Annotated in this window: 18 protein-coding genes; 8 read left to right on the forward strand and 10 right to left on the reverse strand. The window is 42.2% G+C overall.

The features are described 5' to 3' along the window. Positions 1-7 precede the first annotated feature (7 nt). From nirB to PSU78_RS07075, 8 genes are all read right to left on the reverse strand, one after another. Positions 8-2,437 carry a nitrite reductase large subunit NirB gene (gene nirB, locus PSU78_RS07040; RefSeq protein ID WP_300386282.1) on the reverse strand — a complete coding sequence of 810 codons (2,430 nt, stop codon included), beginning with the start codon at positions 2,435-2,437 and terminating at the stop codon, positions 8-10. Positions 2,438-2,684: 247 nt separating this feature from the next. Then, entirely contained in the window at positions 2,685-4,061 is a 1,377-nt protein-coding gene (locus PSU78_RS07045; RefSeq protein ID WP_300386285.1) for an alginate export family protein, read from the reverse strand. A 46-nt stretch (positions 4,062-4,107) separates the two neighbouring features. Beyond that, positions 4,108-4,959, reverse strand: a complete 852-nt coding sequence (locus PSU78_RS07050) for an ABC transporter ATP-binding protein (RefSeq protein WP_300386288.1) — start codon at positions 4,957-4,959, stop codon at positions 4,108-4,110. Between the two features lie 47 nt (positions 4,960-5,006). Continuing rightward, positions 5,007-5,969, reverse strand: a complete 963-nt coding sequence (gene ntrB, locus PSU78_RS07055) for a nitrate ABC transporter permease (RefSeq protein WP_300386291.1) — start codon at positions 5,967-5,969, stop codon at positions 5,007-5,009. Between the two features lie 58 nt (positions 5,970-6,027). After that, complete coding sequence (locus PSU78_RS07060; protein ID WP_300386294.1) at positions 6,028-7,317, reverse strand: CmpA/NrtA family ABC transporter substrate-binding protein; 1,290 nt, start codon at positions 7,315-7,317, stop codon at positions 6,028-6,030. A 280-nt stretch (positions 7,318-7,597) separates the two neighbouring features. After that, the gene (locus PSU78_RS07065; RefSeq protein WP_300386297.1) at positions 7,598-8,173 is read right to left on the reverse strand and encodes an ANTAR domain-containing response regulator; all 576 of its coding nucleotides are present in this window, start codon (positions 8,171-8,173) and stop codon (positions 7,598-7,600) included. Between the two features lie 258 nt (positions 8,174-8,431). Next, positions 8,432-9,799: a GTPase HflX gene (gene hflX / locus PSU78_RS07070; RefSeq protein ID WP_300386300.1), complete on the reverse strand. Its 1,368-nt coding sequence runs from the start codon at positions 9,797-9,799 to the stop codon at positions 8,432-8,434. Between the two features lie 605 nt (positions 9,800-10,404). Further along, on the reverse strand, positions 10,405-10,887 hold the full coding sequence (locus PSU78_RS07075; protein WP_300386303.1) for a hypothetical protein: 483 nt from the start codon (positions 10,885-10,887) through the stop codon (positions 10,405-10,407). Positions 10,888-11,095: 208 nt separating this feature from the next. Between PSU78_RS07075 and PSU78_RS07080 the strand changes: the two genes are divergently transcribed. The 7 genes from PSU78_RS07080 (at position 11,096) to PSU78_RS07110 (ending at position 18,673) form a co-directional block, all read left to right on the forward strand. Continuing rightward, a complete protein-coding gene (locus PSU78_RS07080; RefSeq protein ID WP_300386306.1) occupies positions 11,096-11,716 on the forward strand; it encodes a DNA-3-methyladenine glycosylase in 621 nt (206 codons plus the stop codon). 197 nt (positions 11,717-11,913) lie between these two features. After that, a complete protein-coding gene (locus PSU78_RS07085) occupies positions 11,914-13,143 on the forward strand; it encodes an MFS transporter (protein WP_300386309.1) in 1,230 nt (409 codons plus the stop codon). A 233-nt stretch (positions 13,144-13,376) separates the two neighbouring features. After that, the gene (locus tag PSU78_RS07090; protein ID WP_300386312.1) at positions 13,377-14,111 is read left to right on the forward strand and encodes an SDR family oxidoreductase; all 735 of its coding nucleotides are present in this window, start codon (positions 13,377-13,379) and stop codon (positions 14,109-14,111) included. Positions 14,112-14,274: 163 nt separating this feature from the next. Continuing rightward, the gene (locus PSU78_RS07095) at positions 14,275-15,426 is read left to right on the forward strand and encodes a hypothetical protein (RefSeq protein ID WP_300386314.1); all 1,152 of its coding nucleotides are present in this window, start codon (positions 14,275-14,277) and stop codon (positions 15,424-15,426) included. Between the two features lie 416 nt (positions 15,427-15,842). Further along, the gene (locus tag PSU78_RS07100; protein WP_300386316.1) at positions 15,843-17,324 is read left to right on the forward strand and encodes an amino acid permease; all 1,482 of its coding nucleotides are present in this window, start codon (positions 15,843-15,845) and stop codon (positions 17,322-17,324) included. Between the two features lie 271 nt (positions 17,325-17,595). Continuing rightward, positions 17,596-17,760, forward strand: coding sequence for a hypothetical protein (locus tag PSU78_RS07105; protein WP_300386319.1), 165 nt, complete (start codon positions 17,596-17,598; stop codon positions 17,758-17,760). Between the two features lie 406 nt (positions 17,761-18,166). Continuing rightward, positions 18,167-18,673: a DUF1993 family protein gene (locus tag PSU78_RS07110; RefSeq protein WP_300386322.1), complete on the forward strand. Its 507-nt coding sequence runs from the start codon at positions 18,167-18,169 to the stop codon at positions 18,671-18,673. Positions 18,674-18,740: 67 nt separating this feature from the next. Here PSU78_RS07110 and PSU78_RS07115 read toward each other — a convergent pair whose 3' ends face one another. Continuing rightward, positions 18,741-20,090 carry an NRAMP family divalent metal transporter gene (locus PSU78_RS07115; RefSeq protein ID WP_300386325.1) on the reverse strand — a complete coding sequence of 450 codons (1,350 nt, stop codon included), beginning with the start codon at positions 20,088-20,090 and terminating at the stop codon, positions 18,741-18,743. Positions 20,091-20,376: 286 nt separating this feature from the next. Here PSU78_RS07115 and PSU78_RS07120 point away from each other — a divergent pair, with 286 nt between their 5' ends. Continuing rightward, on the forward strand, positions 20,377-20,613 hold the full coding sequence (locus tag PSU78_RS07120; protein ID WP_300386327.1) for a hypothetical protein: 237 nt from the start codon (positions 20,377-20,379) through the stop codon (positions 20,611-20,613). A 250-nt stretch (positions 20,614-20,863) separates the two neighbouring features. Here the strand turns inward: PSU78_RS07120 and PSU78_RS07125 are convergent, their stop codons facing one another. Next, positions 20,864-21,172 (reverse strand): hypothetical protein, encoded by a 309-nt coding sequence (locus tag PSU78_RS07125; RefSeq protein WP_300386353.1) that lies wholly within the window; start codon positions 21,170-21,172, stop codon positions 20,864-20,866. Positions 21,173-21,198: the final 26 nt, after the last annotated feature.

Consider the following 21,198-nt stretch of genomic DNA (forward strand, 5'->3'; position numbering starts at 1 on the left):
AGTAAACTTAAACCTCAATAATTTCAAACTCTTTATGTTTATTACGATTATTCACACGCTCTGCCCAAGGATCTACCGAACCTTGTAAGCTATATAACAAGCGCTCATAAGCCGCTTTACGGCCTTCAGCATCCTCTAGCATACGTTGCTTAACGTATTCCAAACCTACGCGCTCTAGCCAGTGCACGGTACGATCCAAATAGCGGGCTTCTTCACGGTAAACCTGAATGAAAGCACCTGAATATTCCAGTACTTCATCAGAGGTTTTTACTTTGCATAAAAACTGTGCTGCTTCAGTTTTAATCCCACCGTTACCACCTACATAAATTTCCCAGCCTGAATCTACCGCGATAATGCCAACGTCTTTAATACCAGATTCTGCACAGTTGCGTGGGCAACCTGAAACAGCGAATTTAACTTTATGTGGTGCCCACATATGGTCAAAGGCTTTTTCAATATCAATCCCCATTTGGGTGGAATTTTGCGTACCGAAACGGCAGAACTCGCTACCCACACAGGTTTTAACCGTACGAATGCTTTTGCCGTAAGCGTAGCCAGAAGGCATGTCTAAATCTGCCCACATATCGACCAAGTCTTCTTTTTTCACGCCCAGCAAGTCAATTCGCTGACCGCCTGTGACTTTCACCATAGGCACCGCATATTTATCTGCAACATCTGCGATTTTGCGTAATTGGTCTGGCGTAGTGACGCCACCATACATGCGTGGAATCACTGAGTAAGTACCATCTTTTTGGATATTGGCGTGTACACGTTCGTTAATAAAACGTGATTGCGGGTCATCTTGTGCTTCATGTGGCCATGTAGAAAGCAGATAGTAATTCAGCGCAGGACGACAAGTAGCACAGCCGTTCGGCGTGCTCCAGCCCATGCCTCTCATAGCATCTGGAATATTTAAATATTTATGCGTACGGATTTCTGCTCGGACTTCTTCATGATTTCTATCGGTACAACCGCAAACCGCCTTGCTCGTTGACGGTGGCGCATAACCGCCACCTAAGGTTGAGGCTAAAATTTGCTCAACCAAGCCAACGCACGAACCGCAACTTGAACCTGCTTTTGTTTGCTTTTTCACATCATCAAGCGTGAATAAACCTTGGTCTTGAATCGCTTTAACGATGGTACCTTTGCACACGCCATTACAGCCACATACTTCCATTTCATTGGTCATTAAGGATGCTTGGTTTTGACCTTGATGGCCTGTGTCACCAATTGCAGATGGGCCAAACAATAAATGATCACGAATCTCATGAATAGGCTTGCCATCTCTAAGCATTTGAAAATACCACGAACCATCCGTGGTATCCCCATAAAGCACGCCACCAACGATTTTGTCGTTTTTGATGATGAGTTTTTTGTATACCCCACCAACTGCATCGTGCAAAACAATCTCTTCTGTTTCTTCGTCACCTGTGAAGTCGCCAGCACTGAATAAATCAATCCCTGTGACTTTTAATTTCGTAGAGGTCACAGAACCTTTGTATAAACCAATACCAAAATTGGCTAAATGTGTTGCGCAGACTTTTGCCATTTCAAACAACGGCGCCACTAAGCCATATGAAATACCACGGTGCGCAACGCATTCACCCACCGCATAGACGCGTGGATCGAAAGTTTGCATGGTGTCATTCACCACCACACCTTTGTCACAGTGGATACCAGCAGATTCAGCTAGTGCGAAATTAGGGCGAATACCTACAGCCAACACTAACAAATCAGCAGGTAATTCAAAACCTTCTTTAAAACGAACCGCTTTAACGCGACCGTTTTCATCACCAATAATCGTTTCTGTGTTGGTAGAGAGATGGAATTTAAGGCCTTTAGCTTCTAAAGATTTCTGCAGCATGATGCCCGCAGTTTTATCTAATTGCTTTTCTAACAACCATTCGTTTCTATGGATAACAGTCACATCCATACCTTGAATACTTAAGCCATTAGCCGCTTCTAAACCCAGCAAGCCGCCACCAACCACCACCGCGTGCTTATATTTTTTTGCAGCAGCAATCATATCGTTAGTGTCTTTAATATCACGATAGCCTAAAACGCCTTCAAGATCGTTACCTGGAATAGGCGGCATAAATGGTTTTGAACCCGTGGCCAGTAGTAGTCGGTCATATTCCGCACTCGTGCCATCTTCAGCATAAACCACACGGTTTTTACGATCAATTTTGTTGATGCGCGCATTGGTATGCAAGGTAATGTTGTGCTCGGCATACCATTCACGGGTATTTAGAATGATGTCGTCAATCGTCTGCTCATTCGCCAATACTGGCGATAGCATAATGCGGTTGTAGTTAGGATAAGGCTCATCACCAAACACGGTAATGTCGTAAATATCAGGCGCGATTTTAAGCAGTTCTTCTACAGTACGCATGCCTGCCATGCCGTTACCAACTACTACTAATTTCATTTTTTGCATAATTCAATCATCTTTTCAGTTAGATTTTTTGGTGCATTAATTCAAAGTTATAGACCCAAAAAAGCAATATCTATACCAATAAACTAGTCAATTTAAATCATGTTTAAATACAGCTGCTTATGTTTATATACTCAATAAATTATCTTTGAATCCAGCCCAAAAATGTACTTACGCACCAAAATGGGAATCCATCTTGGTGCGTAAGCAACTTAACGTCATTGTTTTTAAACCGATGCGTTAAGTCGTATTAGAACGTATACATTGCAGTTAACCAAAGTTTATCAGTGTCACGAATGCGGCCAGCATTATATTGGTCACTTTCTGTAAACTTACCATATTCAAGCTTAGTCATAATGTTACTATTTACGTTATATGTGACAGCAGCATTCCATTCCTTACCGTACTTATCACCAGTACCCCCGCCTACTTTAGCGAAGTCCACATCAGAGTTAATTACATGATAATCAGCGAAGAATAAGAAATCATCTAAACGATAAGTTGCAGTAACAAACGTATCTTTAATACCTTGGCGTGGTGTCGCTAAAAACTTATCTACCCAGCCTTGAAACAAGTGGTTAGTACCAAATGGTGTTTGGAAGGCAAACTTACCATCATTGCTAGAGAGCGTTTCTTGGTCGATACGAATATTAAATGCATCAAAACCAACACCACCGCCTAGTTTCATATAGTGCGCATCAATGCGAGCGTCACCGCCTGAATAATCCGTTTGTTTGGCATACTCAGCCGTGTAAGCCGCTCTAAAGTTTGGACTGAATGGATGAGTGCCATCCAAACGTAAACCTAATGTTTTATTAGATTGATTCGCGGTAGGATTACCTGCACCAAACCAAGCATTGCCGAAACCTAAATCATCAAACTTTGAAAAGTAACCATAGCCCGTTACACCCTCAGTCGCAGAAATGCTGTATTTTGCATTCAAAATATCTAAGGCTCCAGCAGTACGATATCTAGTATTGATTTGGTTTACAGATTCAAAGTGTGCTGCATATACACTAGTATCAGGAATAGATTTATTAGTAACTGAAATACCATCAAATACTTGCATCACTTGTCTAAAACCAATGTCACCAATAAAGCGTACATTGTCTAAATTAGTTTGTTGACGACCTAAACGAAACTTGGTGTTTTTAATGCCAGTCCAGTCAATATAAGCTTGATTGATGTTGGTTTGGTCAGGATCAACTACTTTTGCATAGCCCGATGTGTCAGGCTGATTTGATGCACCATTGATTGGCGTGAAGCTTGTTCCATCATTGTAGTTATCATTTAACTTAGTCACGTTAATGATTTGTGCGGCAAAGCTAAAGTTGTGAAACGGCGAAGTTTGCCAGCCAATTAAACTACGCAAAGTAAAAGCATTTGCATCTTCTAATGGTTTAGTAGCAAATGGCGTGCCAGCAGGGCCATTGCCGTCTTGCTGCACATTTTCATAACGCAATCTGAAGCTGGTCATTGGCTTACCTTCCTTGACTGAATCCAAGAACGTGTATTCTGGCTCGGCAGTTGCGACCTCTTCAGCATAAGCATTTTGCGCCATACTTGTAAGCGCTAAAGTTGTACAAGCCATGATTAAATTAAGTTTAAATGTAGAATTGATTTTCATGTTATTCCCTTTAGTAATATATTGATTTTGTATATTTATTATGTGGTTATGCTGCTTTTTTAGCATGGCGCTCATATAAAAAGCGCAATACTTCGCTACGTAAATGGTTGTAATCTTTATCTTCAGCTAAATCTAAACGCGCTCTTGGGCGAGCTAATTTCACTTCTAAAATCTCACCTATGCCTGCGGATGGTCCATTGGTCATCATCACTACACGGTCAGACAGTAAAATAGCTTCATCAACATCGTGCGTCACCATTACCGCTGTACAGCCAGACTTAGCCATAATCTTCATGAGTTCATCTTGCAAATTGGCGCGAGTTAAAGCGTCTAATGCACCAAATGGCTCATCTAATAACAACACTTTTGGCTCCATGGCTAAGGCACGGGCAATGCCTACACGTTGCTTCATACCACCTGAAATTTCATTCGGGCGTTTGTCGTTTGCGTGAGTTAAACCTACTAACTCTAAAGCCGCATCAGCGCGCGCTTTAAGTTTCGCTTTGCTTTCAGGTTTTTCTGCACTTGCGCCAAATACGCGCTCTACCGCTAAATACACATTTTCATAGCAAGTTAGCCAAGGTAATAATGAGTGGTTTTGAAAAACTACCGCGCGCTCTGGGCCTGGGCCTGCAATTTCGCGGCCCGCGCAGAAAAGCAAACCTTCAGTTGGCTGTGTTAAGCCAGCAATTAGGTTTAACACTGTTGATTTACCACAACCTGAGTGACCAATAATGGAGATGAACTCACCTTCTTTAATGCTCAGGTTGATATTTTTTAGTGCGTTAAAGTCACCTTTTTTGGTCGAGAATGTCATATCAACATTCTCTAATTGCACGTATCTGTCAGCATTTGCTTTATCTAGATTTATTTTTTCTTGGCTCAGTATTTTTTCCATGATCATTCCTAAAGTAATGTCTAAAATTTAATTAATTAGCAAACAAATTACTCATAGCTGAATTTTTTAGCGATTTGTGTCAGTGCGTACTCTAAAAGCAAGCCAACAATCCCCACTACAAAAATCGCGATGATGATGTGCTCTACATTCAGGTTGTTCCACTCATCCCACACCCAGAAACCAATACCCACGCCACCTGTTAACATTTCCGCAGCCACAATCACTAACCATGCCACGCCGATAGAAAGACGTACACCTGTCATCATGTAAGGTAAAACGAAAGGGAAAAGAATTTTAGTCACAATTTTCCACTCGCTTAAATTAAGCACCTTAGCCACGTTCATATAGTCTTGCGGCACTTTACTTACGCCTACTGAGGTATTGATAATCATCGGCCAAATTGCTGAGATAAAAATCACCCAAATTGCCGCTGGATTAGCCGCTTTGAAAACTAGCAAGCCAATTGGCAACCAAGCTAACGGTGAAACAGGGCGCAACAAGCTGATGATTGGCGAGGTCATACGTGACATAAACTCAAAGCGACCAATAATGAAGCCAAGCGGAATACCCACTAGCGCGGCCAAGCCAAAACCCAAAGCCACACGTTGTAACGAAGCTAGAATATTCCAACCTACTCCTTGGTCATTTGGACCATGGTTGTAAAATGGGTCACTAAATAACTCCACTGCTGAATGCCAAGTTTTGAGTGGGCCTGGCAAACTGGGTGTTTGATGAGAAATTAATGTCCAAACTGCGAGCAACAACAAAATACCAAATACGGGCGGTAAAACCACATTCAAAACACTGTAGATTTGTGCTTTGCGTTTGCTTGGTTTATTGCTCAACAATGCACTAGTCTTTTTGGTCATCTTTTTTGCCGCTGCGGGGTTTGCAACAGTTGCAATCTCAACTTTCTCTGTATCAGCCATAGCAGCTCCTTTGCTTACAACGGTTTCTTTACTTTGCATAATGGCTTTTAAGCTTTCTTTACTTATACTAGTTGCGCTCATCATTAGCTCCTGAGTGTCTTTAACTTAAGTGTTGTTAACTTAAGTGCTTTTAAAAGCTTTAGGCTTTTATCTTGAATGAAGCAGCATAAGCAGCAGGATTTTTACCATCCCAAACCACGCCATCCATCAACTTACTAGAACGCATCGCATCTTTTGGTACGCTAATACCTAATTGCGTTGCTGCTTCGGTGTAGAGCTGTACTTGATTGATTTTCTTAGCAACCGCTAAGTAATCTGGATCTGATTTCAACAAACCCCAGCGCTTGTGTTGCGTTAAGAACCACATACCATCTGACAAGTATGGGAAATTCACTTTGCCATCTTCAAAGAACTTCATGAAGTTAGGATCTTTCCATTTTCTACCAATACCATTGTCGTAATCACCCACAAAGCGGCCCGCAATCACTTCTTCAGGCGCATTTACATACGCTTTACCTGAAATTAATTTAGCGACTTTTGCACGGTTTTCTGTTGCTTCGATATAACGACAAGCATCTAAAATGGCCATAATCATGGCGCGTGAAGTGTTAGGATTTTTAGCCACAAATTCAGCTGTCGTACCCAATACTTTTTCAGGATGGTCTACCCAAATATCTTGAGAGGTAGCAACGGTGTAACCCACTTTGTCGTAAATTGCACGAGCATTCCATGGTTCACCTACGCAGTAACCATCCATATTGCCGATACGCATATTAGCCACCATTTGTGGTGGAGGCACTACAATGGTTTTAACATCTTTAATTGGGTTGATACCGTTTGCCGCAAGCCAGTAGTTAAGCCACATTGCATGCGTGCCCGTTGGGAAAGTTTGCGCAAATGTGTAATCGCGGTTTTCATTATCAAGCAAGCGTTTTAGGCTATGGCCATCTTTAACGCCTTTATCTTTTAACTGGTTAGCTAGCGTGATACCTTGACCGTTATGGTTCAATGTCATCAACACCGCCATGTCTTTTTGTTGGCCGCCAATACCTAGTTGCACGCCATACACCAAGCCATACAACACGTGAGCTGCATGCAACTCACCATTCACTGTTTTATCGCGAATCGCTGCCCAAGAGGCTTCTTTTGATGGCGTGATTTTGATACCGTATTTTTTATCAAAGCCCATTTCTGCAGCCACAACAATCGGTGCGCAGTCAGTCAGAGGAATAAAACCAATTTTCACTTCAGTGATTTCCGGTGCATCTGAACCTGCTGCATAAGCGTTAGTGCTGATACCTTTTGGCACAATACCCATCACTGCAGCAGCACCAAAAGCGCCGGCCATTGTTGTGCGAAAGAAGTCGCGACGGCTAGCATCTACCGTTGGCTTAACATCCAGATTAAGTGCTGTATCGTTAGTATTCATTTTTTTAATCTCCTGAATTAATCAAACTGTCTAAACTTAAAACTATCTAAAACTTACATTTTTAAAAATCGTTACTTAAAACTTTTAGCGCTATTTCTAGGCAACAAAAAAGGCGTCTGATAAGCAATCAACTCTCCTACAGAGAATCAATCGATTACCAAGACGCCTTTGCCTTGAATTACATTTAATTTGAGCCAACTTTGGCTCTAAATTTATTACTTTTGTTAACGTTCACATTCGCCATTGAATATAAACGTTAACCTATTTTTCTATCGTCTAACTAAAGCAGCAACTCTGCTGCATCTATAATTTGCTTTGATAATGTAGCAATACGCATATTTTTCTGCATCGCCATGGAGCGCAATAAGTTATACGCTTCATCTTCATCAATCTTACGTTGCTTCATAATCAAGCCTTTTGCACGCTCAACTAACTTTCTTTCACTTAACTTGGTGTTAGCTTCAGTTAAAGCCACACGTAAATTCTTAAATTCTTCAAAACGCGCAATTGCCGCATCTATTACTGGCTGCAAACGTTCATTTGGTATGCTACCCACTACATAAGCGCACACACCTGCTTGCGTTGCTAACTTAATTTGTTCTTTATCACCATCATGCGTAAACATCATAATCGGTCGCGGGTCGTTCATGGTCATCACACAAATGTTCTCTAACGTATCGCGGCTTGGTGAGTCAGTATCAATAATCACAATGTCTGGTTGCAACTCACAACAAGCATCATCCAGATTAACCGTATCTTTAAGGTGCGCGATAACATCGTAACCAGTATCTAGCAATGATTGCTTGAGTGGTTTGGTACGCTCCAAATCGTTATCAACAATCATTACTTTCAACATAGCAACTTATCTTTCATCAGTTAATAGTTTAAAAGCAATTAGCGTGCCAATATGGTTATTTTCACTTATCACACTGATTTAATTACACTATTTTTAAAAAGTAGGGGGCTTTAAAACGGGTAAGTTATCTGCTTACGCACGCTGACGGTGCAACTTCATCTCACTACTTTGGTGCATAGTGCATTTTTTATCAATTTATAGCGCTACTTTTGTTGAGTTTTAGATAACTAACCGATTAATGGTTAATTATCTAAATAGTTAATCTAAGGCACCACCTTGAATTTGCTCACGCAGCCTGTTAATAGCCTCTGCTTCGCCGCGAACCTTTAGAAAAGCCCCATCGTTATCTGAGCGCTCTTCCAGCACTTGGCAGCTAGCATAGATTTTCCCGCGCCATTGCTGCGCTGACCAAGGCAGGAAAAGCTCAGCCTCAAGCAAATCTTGCTGAAAAAATGCAACAATAGTCTGATGCAACTTAGTCACATCGTCAGGATTACGTGCGCTCATGACGATGCAATCAGGGTACTTTGCGCGCAGAGCAGCTTCGCATTCAACTTGCGCAGCTTCATCACCCACATAATCAATCTTGTTAAAAATGCGCAGACGCGGCACAACATTGGCACCAATTTCTTCCAGCACTTCATTCGTCACTTCAAGCTGACGCACAAAACCAGGGTCGCTTGCATCAATTACGTGCAGCAGCAATGAGGCATCTAGCGCTTCATCAAGGGTTGATTTAAACGATGCAACTAAACCATGAGGCAAGTTTTTAATAAAACCCACGGTATCGCTCACGAGTATGCGCGGCACGCTTTCAGGGTAAAGAGAACGCACGGTCGTATCAAGCGTGGCAAACAGCTTATTGGCGACCAATACATCGCTACCCGTCAATGCACGCATCAAGGTCGATTTACCTGCATTGGTATAACCTACCAGCGCGATGCCTGCAATGCCTTGGCGCTCTTGACGCCTAGCACGCTGCGTTTTGCGTTCCGCATCCATCGCGACAATTTCAAGTTGCAGCTCAGCAATGCGGTCACGAATTTTACGTCTATCCAATTCAGTTTGCGATTCACCCGCGCCGCGACCACCTTCACCGCTACGTTGCCGCCCTTGCGAGCCAGCTAACTTTGCCGCCTCACGCATGCGTGGCGCCATGTAGCCGAGGCGTGCAATCTCAACTTGCGCACGCGCCGCACGCGAGCGCGCATTACGGTGAAAAATCTCCAGAATCACCATAGTGCGATCCATCACTACGCAACCCACTTCAAGCTCAAGATTACGTGCTTGCGAGGGTGATATTTCATGGTCAACCAACAGCGTGTTGATTTCTATATCACCCAAATTAAGGCCTGAAAAGTTAACAGCAACTTCTTCGACATCAGTGATTTCGTATTCATTATTCACATAATCGCGAATTTCTTGCCGCTTACCTGCGCCTAGATAAGCCGTCACATCATAGCCTGCGCGCTTCTGCACAAAGGTTTTAACTACCGTAAAGCCCAATGTTTTTGCCAGTTCGCGCAACTCGTTTAACGAGGCCTCGAACTCAATATCTGTGACACTTGGAATTTGAACCGCAGCCACGATGGCGTAATTAGGTTTTTCTTTAACTTCTTTTTGCATGTGGAAATAATATTGATTAATTAAGCGAAGGCAGATAGTACCTTAAAAGCACTAAATTACCTGCATTATCAATGCCTAAGCGAATGCGCCTTTGAGTTTTTGTAGATACCGTCATTTTGAGCATAGCGAAGAATCTAGGTTTTAAGATGCGCCTAAACTGCTAGATTCTTCGCTTCACTCAGAATGCCGGGGGTTGAGAGTTTTGTAGGTTAAACAAGCATCAGTGAAAATCTAAAGATTTTGAACTTAATTCCCCTACTGCCGCGCCTGAGATTGCGCTGATTTTGGGAGGTTTTCGGTAGGCGGCTGTTTGAGCCAAATGATTTTATTGGCGAGTTTCCGATTGCCGTCACAAAATCAGCGCAATCTCAGGAAACAAGCGGTAGGGGGTAGCCTTTTCTTTGGTTTCTTTCTTTTGGCTAAGCAAAAGAAAGAAACTCGCTAGTCGCGCGAAAGCGACCACTTACATACGGCGCATTGCCTTTTAGTTAAATGTTGAGCTTCTCTATCACTCATAATTAGCCTAGCATTTGACTAAGGGGCGCGCTTTAGGGCGTGCTGCTTGGTGGATGTGGTAAGGTGCATTTCGGTGAACAATGTTTGATTCATTTAGACACAACAGCCGCGATGTTGATGCCAGCACTTTTCAGCCTATTTGAATCAAGGCTTGAACGGTTTATTTTGTTAAGGTGACTTGTTTCAGCGACAGTAAGAAGTGCTAGCTGAAAATTTGCTTTAACAAAAAGTATAAATTCATCATCACTCATGCCAGCATCAATTTGCTCGATTGCTAATCTGGTAAGTGCGCGGTGTGGGGCGACATGTTCAATTAGGACTTTTTCACCGGCGCGATGTGCAGTTAATGCTTTTTCTGAAAATGGCGCGTTAGGATGATTACGTAAGTTATTAATGTGAGTTAATTCTGGATAGCATAGCAATGGCCCTAGAATATGTAAAATTCTTTCTGCGCTATGAATGGCGCCGCCATTGTCTGTAAATCCAGCTTTTAGCATTTCGTTACGAAGTGCGGCGGCTAGGCGAAACATTTTAGTAAGCTTAATAGGTTCGTACTTTCTAACTTTTTGCATACTCTTCTTTGTCAGCAGCCCAACGTAAAACACCCATCCTAAACGACGCTTTACATCCCGTCAAACAGCATATAGCAACATTAACGAATACTAAGCTGGCTACAATTCTCACAATATTGAATTGGGCTCAAGCAAGTAAATAAAATTACGTAGATAATAGTCACTTGCTTGTTCATCTATATGCTTGATTCAGCACAAGAATAAACGAATGCTTACAAAACTACTCCATTCTCAACAAGCCTCCGACTTTCTCACTAGCTTAGATGCAGATTGGGCACAACTAATCGCAACTGTTGGTGAGTGTCAATTTGAGCCTAAGCCTGCGCGCGAACCTTACGAGGCCTTAATTCGCGCAGTGGCTTATCAGCAGCTGCACGCCAAAGCTGGTGATGCCATTATCAAGCGATTATTAAATATTTATGGTGATGCGTTTCCGTCGCCATCACAATTATTAGCAACAGAGTTTGATAGCTTGAGAGCTTGTGGGTTTTCTGCACGTAAAATTGAAACGATACTAGGCATTGCAGATGGCGCTATTTCTGGACTTGTTCCCACTCGAATGAATGCAGAGTCCATGAACGATGAAGATTTAATTCAGCGCCTAGTGATACTTAAAGGCATAGGCCGCTGGACAGTCGAAATGTTATTGATGTTCACCATGGCACGCATGGACATACTGCCTGCCGATGACTTTGGTATTGTGCAAGGTTATAAGCGACTGAAAAAACTAGATGTTGCACCTACGCGCAAAGAAATTACCGAAATTGGCAAGGCTTTTAGCCCTTATCGCACGATTGCTAGCTGGTATTTGTGGCGTGTGCCAAAATAGCGTTAATCATAAATTAGTTACATAAATAGTTAGTGCGCCTAATCTATATCGGCAGAGTCACACTAGGTCAATGACGACTCATCGGACTATTTGCATAGTCTTACTGCCTTATTCACAGCACTGCTAGCTATTTTAGCATTGACCGTTATTTTGCACATTTTTAATCTCACCATTGATTTAATGTTATAAGTTTATTCATGCATATTTTTACTCGTCATCATCACGCTTTTCTCAAATTGTTATCTTTCCGCGTTCTCATGGTATTGGCTTATCAAATCATGGCGGTGGCCGTTGGCTGGCATATTTATGAAATTACCCACGACACATTAGCGCTTGGATTAATTGGTTTAGCTGAAGTGGTTCCATATTTTACTTGCGCCTTGTTTGCAGGGCATGCGGTTGATCACTATTGCTCACGTCGATTTTTTGGCACCTTAGCGGCTTTGGCATTAGGGGTTAATGCACTCACCCTCACCGCATTAACGATGGGACTAATAGGCGATAGCGCAACGGCTAGCTACTGGATTTACGGCTCCATTATGCTGACGGGTATAGAGCGTGCATTTATTGCCCCTAGCTACAGCACTTTGTTTGCCATCATTTTGCCGCGTGAGGAATACGCCAAAGCCTCAGCCATTGGCAGTTCAGTATTTCAAGCTGGGTTAATTATGGGGCCCGCAATTGGCGGTTTGCTGGTTGGTTTTGCCAGCAAAACCTTTGCTTACGCAATGGCAACTGCTTTATGTATAGCGGCTGCGATTGCCATGCGATCAATTAAAATTGATGAGCCACCTGCAGTAACAGACAGCCCGCCTGTTTTCAAGAGCATTGCCGAAGGTTTGCGCTTTGTGTTTAACAACCAAATTATCTGGGGAGCGCTGGCACTGGACATGTTCGCCGTGCTCTTTGGCGGCGCAGTTGCCATGTTGCCCGCTTTCATTCATGACATTTACCATTACGGCCCAGAAGCGTTAGGTATATTAAGGTCTGCGCCAGCAATAGGTTCGATCATGACAGGCATCTGGTTATCGCGAAACCCAATTAATCTGCATGCTGGGCGCTGGTTATTGGCTTCAGTGGCAGGATTTGGTTTATGCATCATTGGCTTTGGCTTAAGCACCTACATTTGGGTAGCTTGTGCAATGCTAGTGCTTTCTGGTGTTTTTGACGGCGTTTCAGTGGTGATGCGCACCACGATTTTACAGCTGGCTACGCCCGACGCCATGCGTGGTCGAGTGTCTGCCATCAATGGGATTTTTATTGGCTCTTCTAACGAACTAGGCGCTTTTGAATCTGGCCTAGCGGCGCGTTTATTAGGTTTAGTGCCATCCGTAATTTTTGGCGGCATGATGACTTTGGGCATAGTCGCCGTCACGGCTAAAGTTGCACCACAACTTAGAAAATTAGAGTTGCATCAATTGCATTAAGCAGCAATAGTTCACCAGTTTTTAACTACCTAGTTTTGAATGGCTAAATTAACAACTTCGGTCAATTCTGCCAGAGTGGCACCACATGTCACATCACCCTTCCGATCATGAACAAATAATATTTGTACCAATAGGTATAAATACATTTGACAAACAACGCCATCTATCTTATTATTTATTTACCAATCAGTACAAATATTAACTAACTCATATTAAATAATAGGATCAACAAAATGGAATCAACTAAAGTAGCATTTATCACTGGTGCTAATCGCGGCATAGGTTTTGAAACAGCCAAAGGTTTAGGTGAACTCGGCATTACCCTAGTACTTGGCGTACGTGACTTGGCAAAAGGCGCGGTAGCAGTGACAGAGTTGCAAGCACTCGGCTACCAAGCGACAGCCATTCATTACGATGCAAGCCAAACTAAATCAGCCGACGACGCTTTTGAGTATTTAAATAAACACCACGGAAAATTAGATATTTTGGTGAACAACGCAGGCATACTGCAAGAGTCATTGATGGGCAGCAACAGTAGCTCCGTGAGCATGCAGGTATTACAAGAAACCTTTCAAACCAATCTTTTTGCTGTAATTGACCTGACACAAAAACTATTACCACTCATCAAAAAAGCACCTACAGGACGCATTGTAAATCTGTCTAGCATCCTGGCATCACTTACTTTGCATAGCATGCCAAATTCACCAATAGACCCAGCAAAAGCCTTTGCTTACAACGCATCGAAAACCGCACTAAACGCTTACACCGTGCATTTGGCGCATGAATTGCGTGATACCAATATCAAAGTCAACTCTGCTCATCCTGGCTGGGTAAAAACTGAACTCGGCGGCAGCAATGCGCCGATGGAATTAGCCGATGGCGGGAAAACCAGCGTGCTGTTAGCAACGCTCGCAAGCGACGGTGCAAACGGTAGCTTTTCACATTTAGGTGAAAACTTACCTTGGTAAGTTAACTGAAGCAGGCTAAACCAAAATTTTAGCCTGCTTCAATAAAAAATCTTTAACGTGCTCAATCAAAAAATGCCGCCATCCATATAAAAGGACAATGCTAAATTCACGCGCTATACTTGCCTATATTAGGATTAATCATTAATCGAACGGTAGCGCAAACATGGCTGTTTTTAGATGTATTTTATACAGTGTATTTTTGAATTTAATTCTGATATTGCCTGTGCTAGCGGCTGAAGAGTTGAACGATGTACCGCCTGACAGCTCGATTGGGCTTGGTAAATACAGCTTACGCATTAAAGTGCTAGACCCTGTTAACCAAAAACCTTGGGCTAATAAACCCTATCATTTCGTCGCCTATCAAGCAGACGGCTCCGCAGCCACTATCCTCCGTGGCAATACTGACTCTGATGGTTATGGCGCCACGGTATATAGCACACAAAAAATCGCACATTATGCAGCGGTGCCAAAAATGCAAACTGGAAATTTTGCTTACACAACAAAAATACGCTTAATGCAGAACAATGGCGAAGCCAACTTAAGCCGCGCTATTTACATATACTTTTTTCAGAATGGCTCAGTATTTACTGGCAGGATGACTGCTCAAGGCGGTGCGGCAGAGATTGGATCAAACGACCCACTATCAGTCATTACAAAAATTCAATGGGCAAGACCTGGAAAGACCCCTGAAATTTGTGATTGGCAATCAGTCGCCACGATACTCAACCAGTCTATGGAGAGTAGCCCTTCACAAAAAATTGACCTCATCAAACAAGCCATTGAATGGGAATCTCTAAAAAATGAGTATACGGCAAGCTGCACTAGCTTTTATGAGCAATACGCGGATGATTTGATTGCCCAGTTACTCAAAGCCTCAGTTGAAGGCGGGCAGGCGTTAATTGATGTCACAATACCTTTTGTTGTGGATACAAAAGCTGAACTGTTAAGTAAGCTGGCAAAGACATCGCGGCCTATAAAACATAGAGATGCCACGGAGTATCACATACTAGCGATTTTAGATGTGATGAGTATACTTGCAACTGAACCTACAGTACTAAACGAATTTTTTAATCGTTGGGCTAATCAGGCAATCACTTTAAATGGTCAAATTAAACGGCTAAATGATCAAGACACTGTGCTTAACCTTGCTGAAAAACTCGCACAACTTAAAAAATATAGCGCTGCAGAAAAGGTACTGACGCTTTTAACAGAAGATTCTGCTCAAGAAAATCCTACACAAATGGATGAAACCGATAAGGCTAGGCGATTGACACTCAGGACACTCATTGCAAATGCATCTGGTAAAGCAGAGTAAGTTCCGTTGCTTTTAACTGAGAGCAACCAATTACGAAAATCGCCAACCATTAAGTGACTAGCTTCAGCGCTACTTGTGCCAAACACATTTGTTAACCAGTCGTCCTGCGTAGGTTTCAGCCGAGAGGTCCGCAAGAATACCGCAAGCTTAATTTTGGTCAGCATGTGCTGGATAAACACACTTAATCAAATAATTTTAACGACATTAAATGGTACTTAATAGTTATTAAAAACTGGTACTTGCATTGCGCCATTTTAAATCTATACTAGAAATGCAACATTATTTTACATTGACACATCTACACCAGCTCTTCTGTTTTATTAATAACTAAAAGTTAGTATTTAGCAGCATCAATTAGACTTAATCTTAAACGCTTCAAATTTAAGCTTTTTTACTAAAATCTAGGGGGTAAGAAAATGAGTGAAACGATACATGCAAGCTCGGCAGCAGAGCAAGATGCCGCAGAACTAAAAAAAATGGGCTATGAACAAGAGCTGCACCGTCATATGGGTGGATTCTCTAATTTTGCAATTTCCTTTTCAATTATCTGTATTTTGGCAGGCGGCATCAGTGCATTTAACCAAGGTCTTGGCGCTGGTGGTGGGTTTGCACTTGGTGTTGGTTGGCCTGTAGGTGGTTTGTTTGCTCTAATTGTAGCTTTAGCGATGGCACAAATTGCTTCGAGCTACCCCACTGCTGGCGGCTTGTATCATTGGGGTTCGATTTTAGGCGGTAAAGGCTACGGCTGGGTGACTGCTTGGTTTAACTTACTCGGCCTGATATTTGTGGTGGCTTCAGTTAACTTTGGTGTTTATGACCCTTTCTTCAAAACCCTTATTGCGCCAATGCTAGGTATTGCACCTGAAAGCATGGGCCAAGCCTTTCAAATTGGATTTATTGCAGTCATCACCGTTATTCAAGCAATTTTAAATGCAAGCTTTCCTAAACTCACCACCAAACTGACCGACATTTCTGGCTATTTAATTTTTACTGTTGCAACTGCGCTTGTGATTTCTTTGTTGGTATTTACGACTACTCCAATTGATTTCTCCAAGCTATTTACTTTCACCAACTTTACTGGAAAAGAAGGTAGTGTATGGCCAACACAGGAGGGCTTTTTATTACCATTTTTAAGTGGCCTATTGTTTGTAACCTATACCATTACTGGCTTTGATGCATCTGCACATACTTCAGAAGAAACACGTGATGCCGCAAACAATGTGCCAAAAGGCATCATTAAGGCAGTTATTTACTCTGCAATTTTTGGTTTTATTATGGTGTGTACTTTTGTATTGGTCATGCCAGACCTAGCCGAGGGTGTAAAACAAGGTTATACCTTCTTTGATGCATTACTGCATCAATTGCCAGACCCTGTGCGCATCGTCTTGTCTATTGGTATTTTTGTATCTAACTTTCTTTGTGGCTTGGCTTGTCTCACTTCTTGCTCACGCATGATGTTTGCTTTCTCTCGTGATGGTGGTTTGCCTTTCTCAAGTGCATTACGCAAAGTGCATGGCATATCAAAAACGCCAGTCAACGCTACTTGGACATCTGCCATTTTAGCAATTGCAGCTACTTTGTATGGTGATGCATTCCTTGTATTGGCTACAGGCTCAGCGGTATTCTTGTATATTTCTTATGTAATGCCTACCGCGGCTGGCTTATTGGCTGAAGGCAAAACTTGGAATCACAAAGGTCCATTCAGCCTTGGTGGACTCTCAAAACCGATTGGAGTGCTTGCCGTATTAGGTGGCTCACTACTAGCCTATGTGGGTATGCAAGCGCCTAACCAAAAAGTGTTCTACTTAACAATTGCAATGTTGCTTGTAATGGCAATATTCTGGTTCGTATTTGGTGAAAAGAAACGCTTTAAAGGGCCACCTTCAGTGAAAAAGTAAAAGTAAATTTAGATTAACTTAGCTGTAGTTTCGCGCTAAAAGCCCGCTACGCATTCACCATGCATAGCGGGCTTTTTTACACCCTTAAATTGAACGAATAATCGGCCCGTTTTCTTTGAATTGATTACAGCAGTTATTTGATATTGTTCACTTACCTACTTAAGCATCCATGAACACTAAAGTTGTGCTCAAGCTTGCCGATGTAATAGTAACAATATGCAAATGATCAAAATAGGAATTCTCTAGATGTAGCTTATATGCGAGGTGTAAAATGATTATTTATCAAGTGGTCGATGAAGAAAACAACTTAGTGAGTGAGCACTCACAACGTGATACAGCCTTACACAGTGCAGAAGATTGGACTGTTTGGTATGAAGATCACTACTATCATGTTGAAGAAGTGACTTTTCAAGAGGCGCACGAAAGTCTAGGTTAAAATTGCTTTTGTTAGCGCTGTACCTGCAGACTAAGGGTTAACATCTGCACTTAATCTACAGGTAAGAAAATGACGCTACTTTTTGAGTGTGCTAGATTTTGTTGGGATAACAGAACCTGAAGGCACTACAACATCTTTGCTCTTCTTGGGTTTTTTGGTTTCTTTATTGCTTTTAATTTGACCTTTAGCCATGATATTTCTCCTAACGTTAAACGTGGCTTCATCATAGACTGATGCGTAAAATTAGGTAGATTATTTTTGATCAAGTTCAACCGCTAGACAATAAAAATAAACGCTCCTAACACCGATTTTGGCGCTCTGATTTAAATCAAAAAATAATAAAAATTTAGCAACGTTAAGCGTATGATTTACACCTAATTCAATCACCAATCATTAGGAAATCAATATGCTCAACATGTATAAAATGGCTATTCCACCTTTGAAACGCGCCTTAAGCAATCTAGCGACTATTCTAAAGATTGGTGAAGAGCACGCAGATGCTAAAAAAATAGAGCATGCTGTTTTTCTCAATGCACGACTTTTTCCTGATATGTATCCGCTCATTCGCCAAGTACAAATCGCCACAGATATGAGCAAAGGCGCGGCGGCAAGGCTGGCTGTGCTTGAAATACCTAAGTACGAAGACAACGAAACCACTTTTGCAGACCTACACGCACGCATCGCCAAAACCATTGCGTTTATGGATACAGTAAAACCTGCGCAACTAGAAGGCAGCGAATCTCGCGAAGTGACAATTACCGTGCGTAAAGTAGATTTGAAATTTACAGGGCAAGATTACCTGCTGAAATGGGTCAATCCAAACGTGTATTTTCACGTGACTACGGCTTACAACATCTTGCGTCATAACGGTGTAGAGCTAGGTAAACCAGACTTTCTTGGCCCAAGAACATAAATACTCGAGTAATTAAAGACTCTACAAAATCAAGGTGGGCTTACTTCTGCCCACCTCAGCACGTACATTAAGATCTAATCCAGCTCACCACTAAAGCTGTAATACACGCGATAATTAAGGCAATGCTAACCCAACTGGCGATGCGTGCTTTTAGACCAATACGGGCGGCCCCCATCACCTTAGCGTCACTCGCCAATAAGTAAAGCGCCACAACATGCAATGGCAACATCACAGCATTAACTACTTGGCTGGTATAAATAAGTGGAATCAATGGCAGCTTGGGCAACGAAACCACGCTGACCGCGGCCACCGTTAAGCCGACAAAAGCCGCATAAAATAATTGAAAGTGTTTTGAATCTAAATCCAGCGAAGCAGGTGCGCCTATGCCTTCTGCAATCGAATACGCGGTTGCCAAAGGAACAATCGCGGCAGCTAATAAGGATGCGCCTAATAAACCCGCACCAAATAACACCGTTGCAAAAGAGCCAGCAAGCGGCTTTAAGGCAAGTGCAGCATCTTTTGCATCATTAATATGTACGCCAGCACGATTAAGTGTTGCAGCGCAGGCTACGGCAATGGCAAGACCAATCACACCTGTTAATACTGAGCCGATTAACACGTCGACTCTCTCCCAACGTAGATTAGCCACAGTAATTTTCTTATCCACCGCATAAGATTGAATAAACGCCAATCCCCAAGGTGCAAGTGTCGTGCCCAGCGTGGCAGCAAGGGCTATCCACCCAATAGAGTTAGTCGGCATATGCGGCACGATGGAGTTTTGCCAAACTTGCGACCAATCTGGCTTAGCGAGAATGCCATCAATAATATAAAGCGCTAAGGTTGAAGACACAATCAGCAGAATACGCTCCACCTTATGAAATGAACCCAACACCACAATCAGGGAAATCAGCACACCCGCAATCGGCGCACTAATCCATGACGGAATATTAACCAAAGAACCTGCGGCAGAAATACCTGCGTACTCCGCGCATATCGTGCCAAAGTTTGCAAATAACAAACCTATCACTGCGAAGTATCCACAGCCGTGCCCCCAGCGCTCACGAATAATGCCAACAAAACCTTTACCAGTCGCTGCGCCTATGCGCACCGCCATCATATGAAACTGGATAAGCAAAATAGTTGAAGCAGGAATAATCCAAAGCAGTCGATAACCGTGGTCTGCGCCAAGTACCGAATAGGTAGTAATGCCAGCGGGGTCGTCGTCTGAAAGACCCGCAAGCAAGCCTGGACCAAGCACCGCAAGAAACGCAGAGAATGCGCCTAAACCCACCGCGCGAAAACGTGCAAACTGCAAGGCAATGCCACGTTTATGATGTGCTACCGCATGAATGGGTGCTTCTAAAAACTCACGGCTGCGATGCAAAAACGGTTTTTTGTGTTTATAGCGTGCGTGCATTTTTACCTTAAACGAACACTGCTGAAAAATATCAACCTGAGTAATAGTACGCTGAAAAACTAGGCGGTGGTGTGCAGATTAGCACAGCTCAATGCAAGTCACATGACATGCTCAGAATCAGTTTTAAATGGCAAAATACAAAGCAAGATCAGCTAGTTAAGAGGGAATAAGTAGATACAAAATGAAACAATCTCTTACAAATAATGACAACCAAAATTAAAAAAATATGAAACAATCCACTTATTCTGACTTATCACCTATAAATTTTTTGAATATGGAGTTTATTATGAAATTTAACATGATTGTTTTAGCGCTAGCACTTTCTTCACAAACGGCATTTGCTTATCAATGTAATACCGTGATGGGTGGCTGCCCAACTGACACTGGCGCTGTTACTTCTGCACATATGCGCTCAGACCTTGGTGTTAAAGTTGTTCATCCAGAAAAAACTGCTGTTGCTCCTTCAAAAACGGGTGGCACGGGTAGTACAGGTACACCAGCTAAATTACCGGCTAAAAAGTAATGGGGTGAGAGGGTTATTACAAATGCTCGATAAAATGCGTTTAAAGTAACCCCTTCGGAAAAGCAAAAAGCCCTATAAGCATTTAGCTTATAGGGCTTTTTAATTGGCGGAGCGGACGGGACTGCTACCAAAAACCTCTCCGCCACTCTGTGAACCGCACCAGTATTTAAGCCTGTTAGCGAGTGATTAAAAATTTAATAGCAAAAAATGCTACCAAATTTGCTACCACTAGATTATGTCATAAATACTATTAAATTTTAGTTATTTTGTTTGGATTATCAGCTTTTGTAGGTAGCTCTTTATCAAGTTTCAATGCAAACAATCGTTTTTTTGTTATTTCCAAATTTTCAAATGCATCAATTGACTCCATTTTTAACAAACTACTTATGTGGCTCATTATTTCTTCAGGATACATGTGTGTTTTATCCATTCCCATTAAGCAACTGTAGTAGTGGCTACAATCAATAACAGTTTTTACTTTAGATAAATAATCGCTTATAAATACCTCGTTTTCAACCTCATAAAATTGTTGTTGTAATGGTCTAACAAACTGCCACACTTGCTAAGGTTTTTTGCTGATACTTT

Source organism: Methylotenera sp. (assembly GCF_029945705.1).
Taxonomy (GTDB): domain Bacteria; phylum Pseudomonadota; class Gammaproteobacteria; order Burkholderiales; family Methylophilaceae; genus Methylotenera.

What these genes read in the sequence shown, in the direction of transcription:
- PSU78_RS07085 (WP_300386309.1), top strand. Translation starts at nt 11,914, where the DNA reads ATGCATATTTTTACTCGTCATCATCACGCTTTTCTCAAATTGTTATCT.
- hflX (WP_300386300.1), bottom strand. Translation starts at nt 9,799, where the DNA reads ATGCAAAAAGAAGTTAAAGAAAAACCTAATTACGCCATCGTGGCTGCG.
- PSU78_RS07095 (WP_300386314.1), top strand. Translation starts at nt 14,275, where the DNA reads ATGGCTGTTTTTAGATGTATTTTATACAGTGTATTTTTGAATTTAATT.
- PSU78_RS07075 (WP_300386303.1), bottom strand. Translation starts at nt 10,887, where the DNA reads ATGCAAAAAGTTAGAAAGTACGAACCTATTAAGCTTACTAAAATGTTT.
- PSU78_RS07045 (WP_300386285.1), bottom strand. Translation starts at nt 4,061, where the DNA reads ATGAAAATCAATTCTACATTTAAACTTAATTTAATCATGGCTTGTACA.
- PSU78_RS07065 (WP_300386297.1), bottom strand. Translation starts at nt 8,173, where the DNA reads ATGTTGAAAGTAATGATTGTTGATAACGATTTGGAGCGTACCAAACCA.
- PSU78_RS07120 (WP_300386327.1), top strand. Translation starts at nt 20,377, where the DNA reads ATGAAATTTAACATGATTGTTTTAGCGCTAGCACTTTCTTCACAAACG.
- PSU78_RS07090 (WP_300386312.1), top strand. Translation starts at nt 13,377, where the DNA reads ATGGAATCAACTAAAGTAGCATTTATCACTGGTGCTAATCGCGGCATA.
- ntrB (WP_300386291.1), bottom strand. Translation starts at nt 5,969, where the DNA reads ATGAGCGCAACTAGTATAAGTAAAGAAAGCTTAAAAGCCATTATGCAA.
- nirB (WP_300386282.1), bottom strand. Translation starts at nt 2,437, where the DNA reads ATGCAAAAAATGAAATTAGTAGTAGTTGGTAACGGCATGGCAGGCATG.
- PSU78_RS07060 (WP_300386294.1), bottom strand. Translation starts at nt 7,317, where the DNA reads ATGAATACTAACGATACAGCACTTAATCTGGATGTTAAGCCAACGGTA.
- PSU78_RS07080 (WP_300386306.1), top strand. Translation starts at nt 11,096, where the DNA reads ATGCTTACAAAACTACTCCATTCTCAACAAGCCTCCGACTTTCTCACT.
- PSU78_RS07050 (WP_300386288.1), bottom strand. Translation starts at nt 4,959, where the DNA reads ATGGAAAAAATACTGAGCCAAGAAAAAATAAATCTAGATAAAGCAAAT.
- PSU78_RS07115 (WP_300386325.1), bottom strand. Translation starts at nt 20,090, where the DNA reads ATGCACGCACGCTATAAACACAAAAAACCGTTTTTGCATCGCAGCCGT.
- PSU78_RS07105 (WP_300386319.1), top strand. Translation starts at nt 17,596, where the DNA reads ATGATTATTTATCAAGTGGTCGATGAAGAAAACAACTTAGTGAGTGAG.
- PSU78_RS07100 (WP_300386316.1), top strand. Translation starts at nt 15,843, where the DNA reads ATGAGTGAAACGATACATGCAAGCTCGGCAGCAGAGCAAGATGCCGCA.
- PSU78_RS07110 (WP_300386322.1), top strand. Translation starts at nt 18,167, where the DNA reads ATGCTCAACATGTATAAAATGGCTATTCCACCTTTGAAACGCGCCTTA.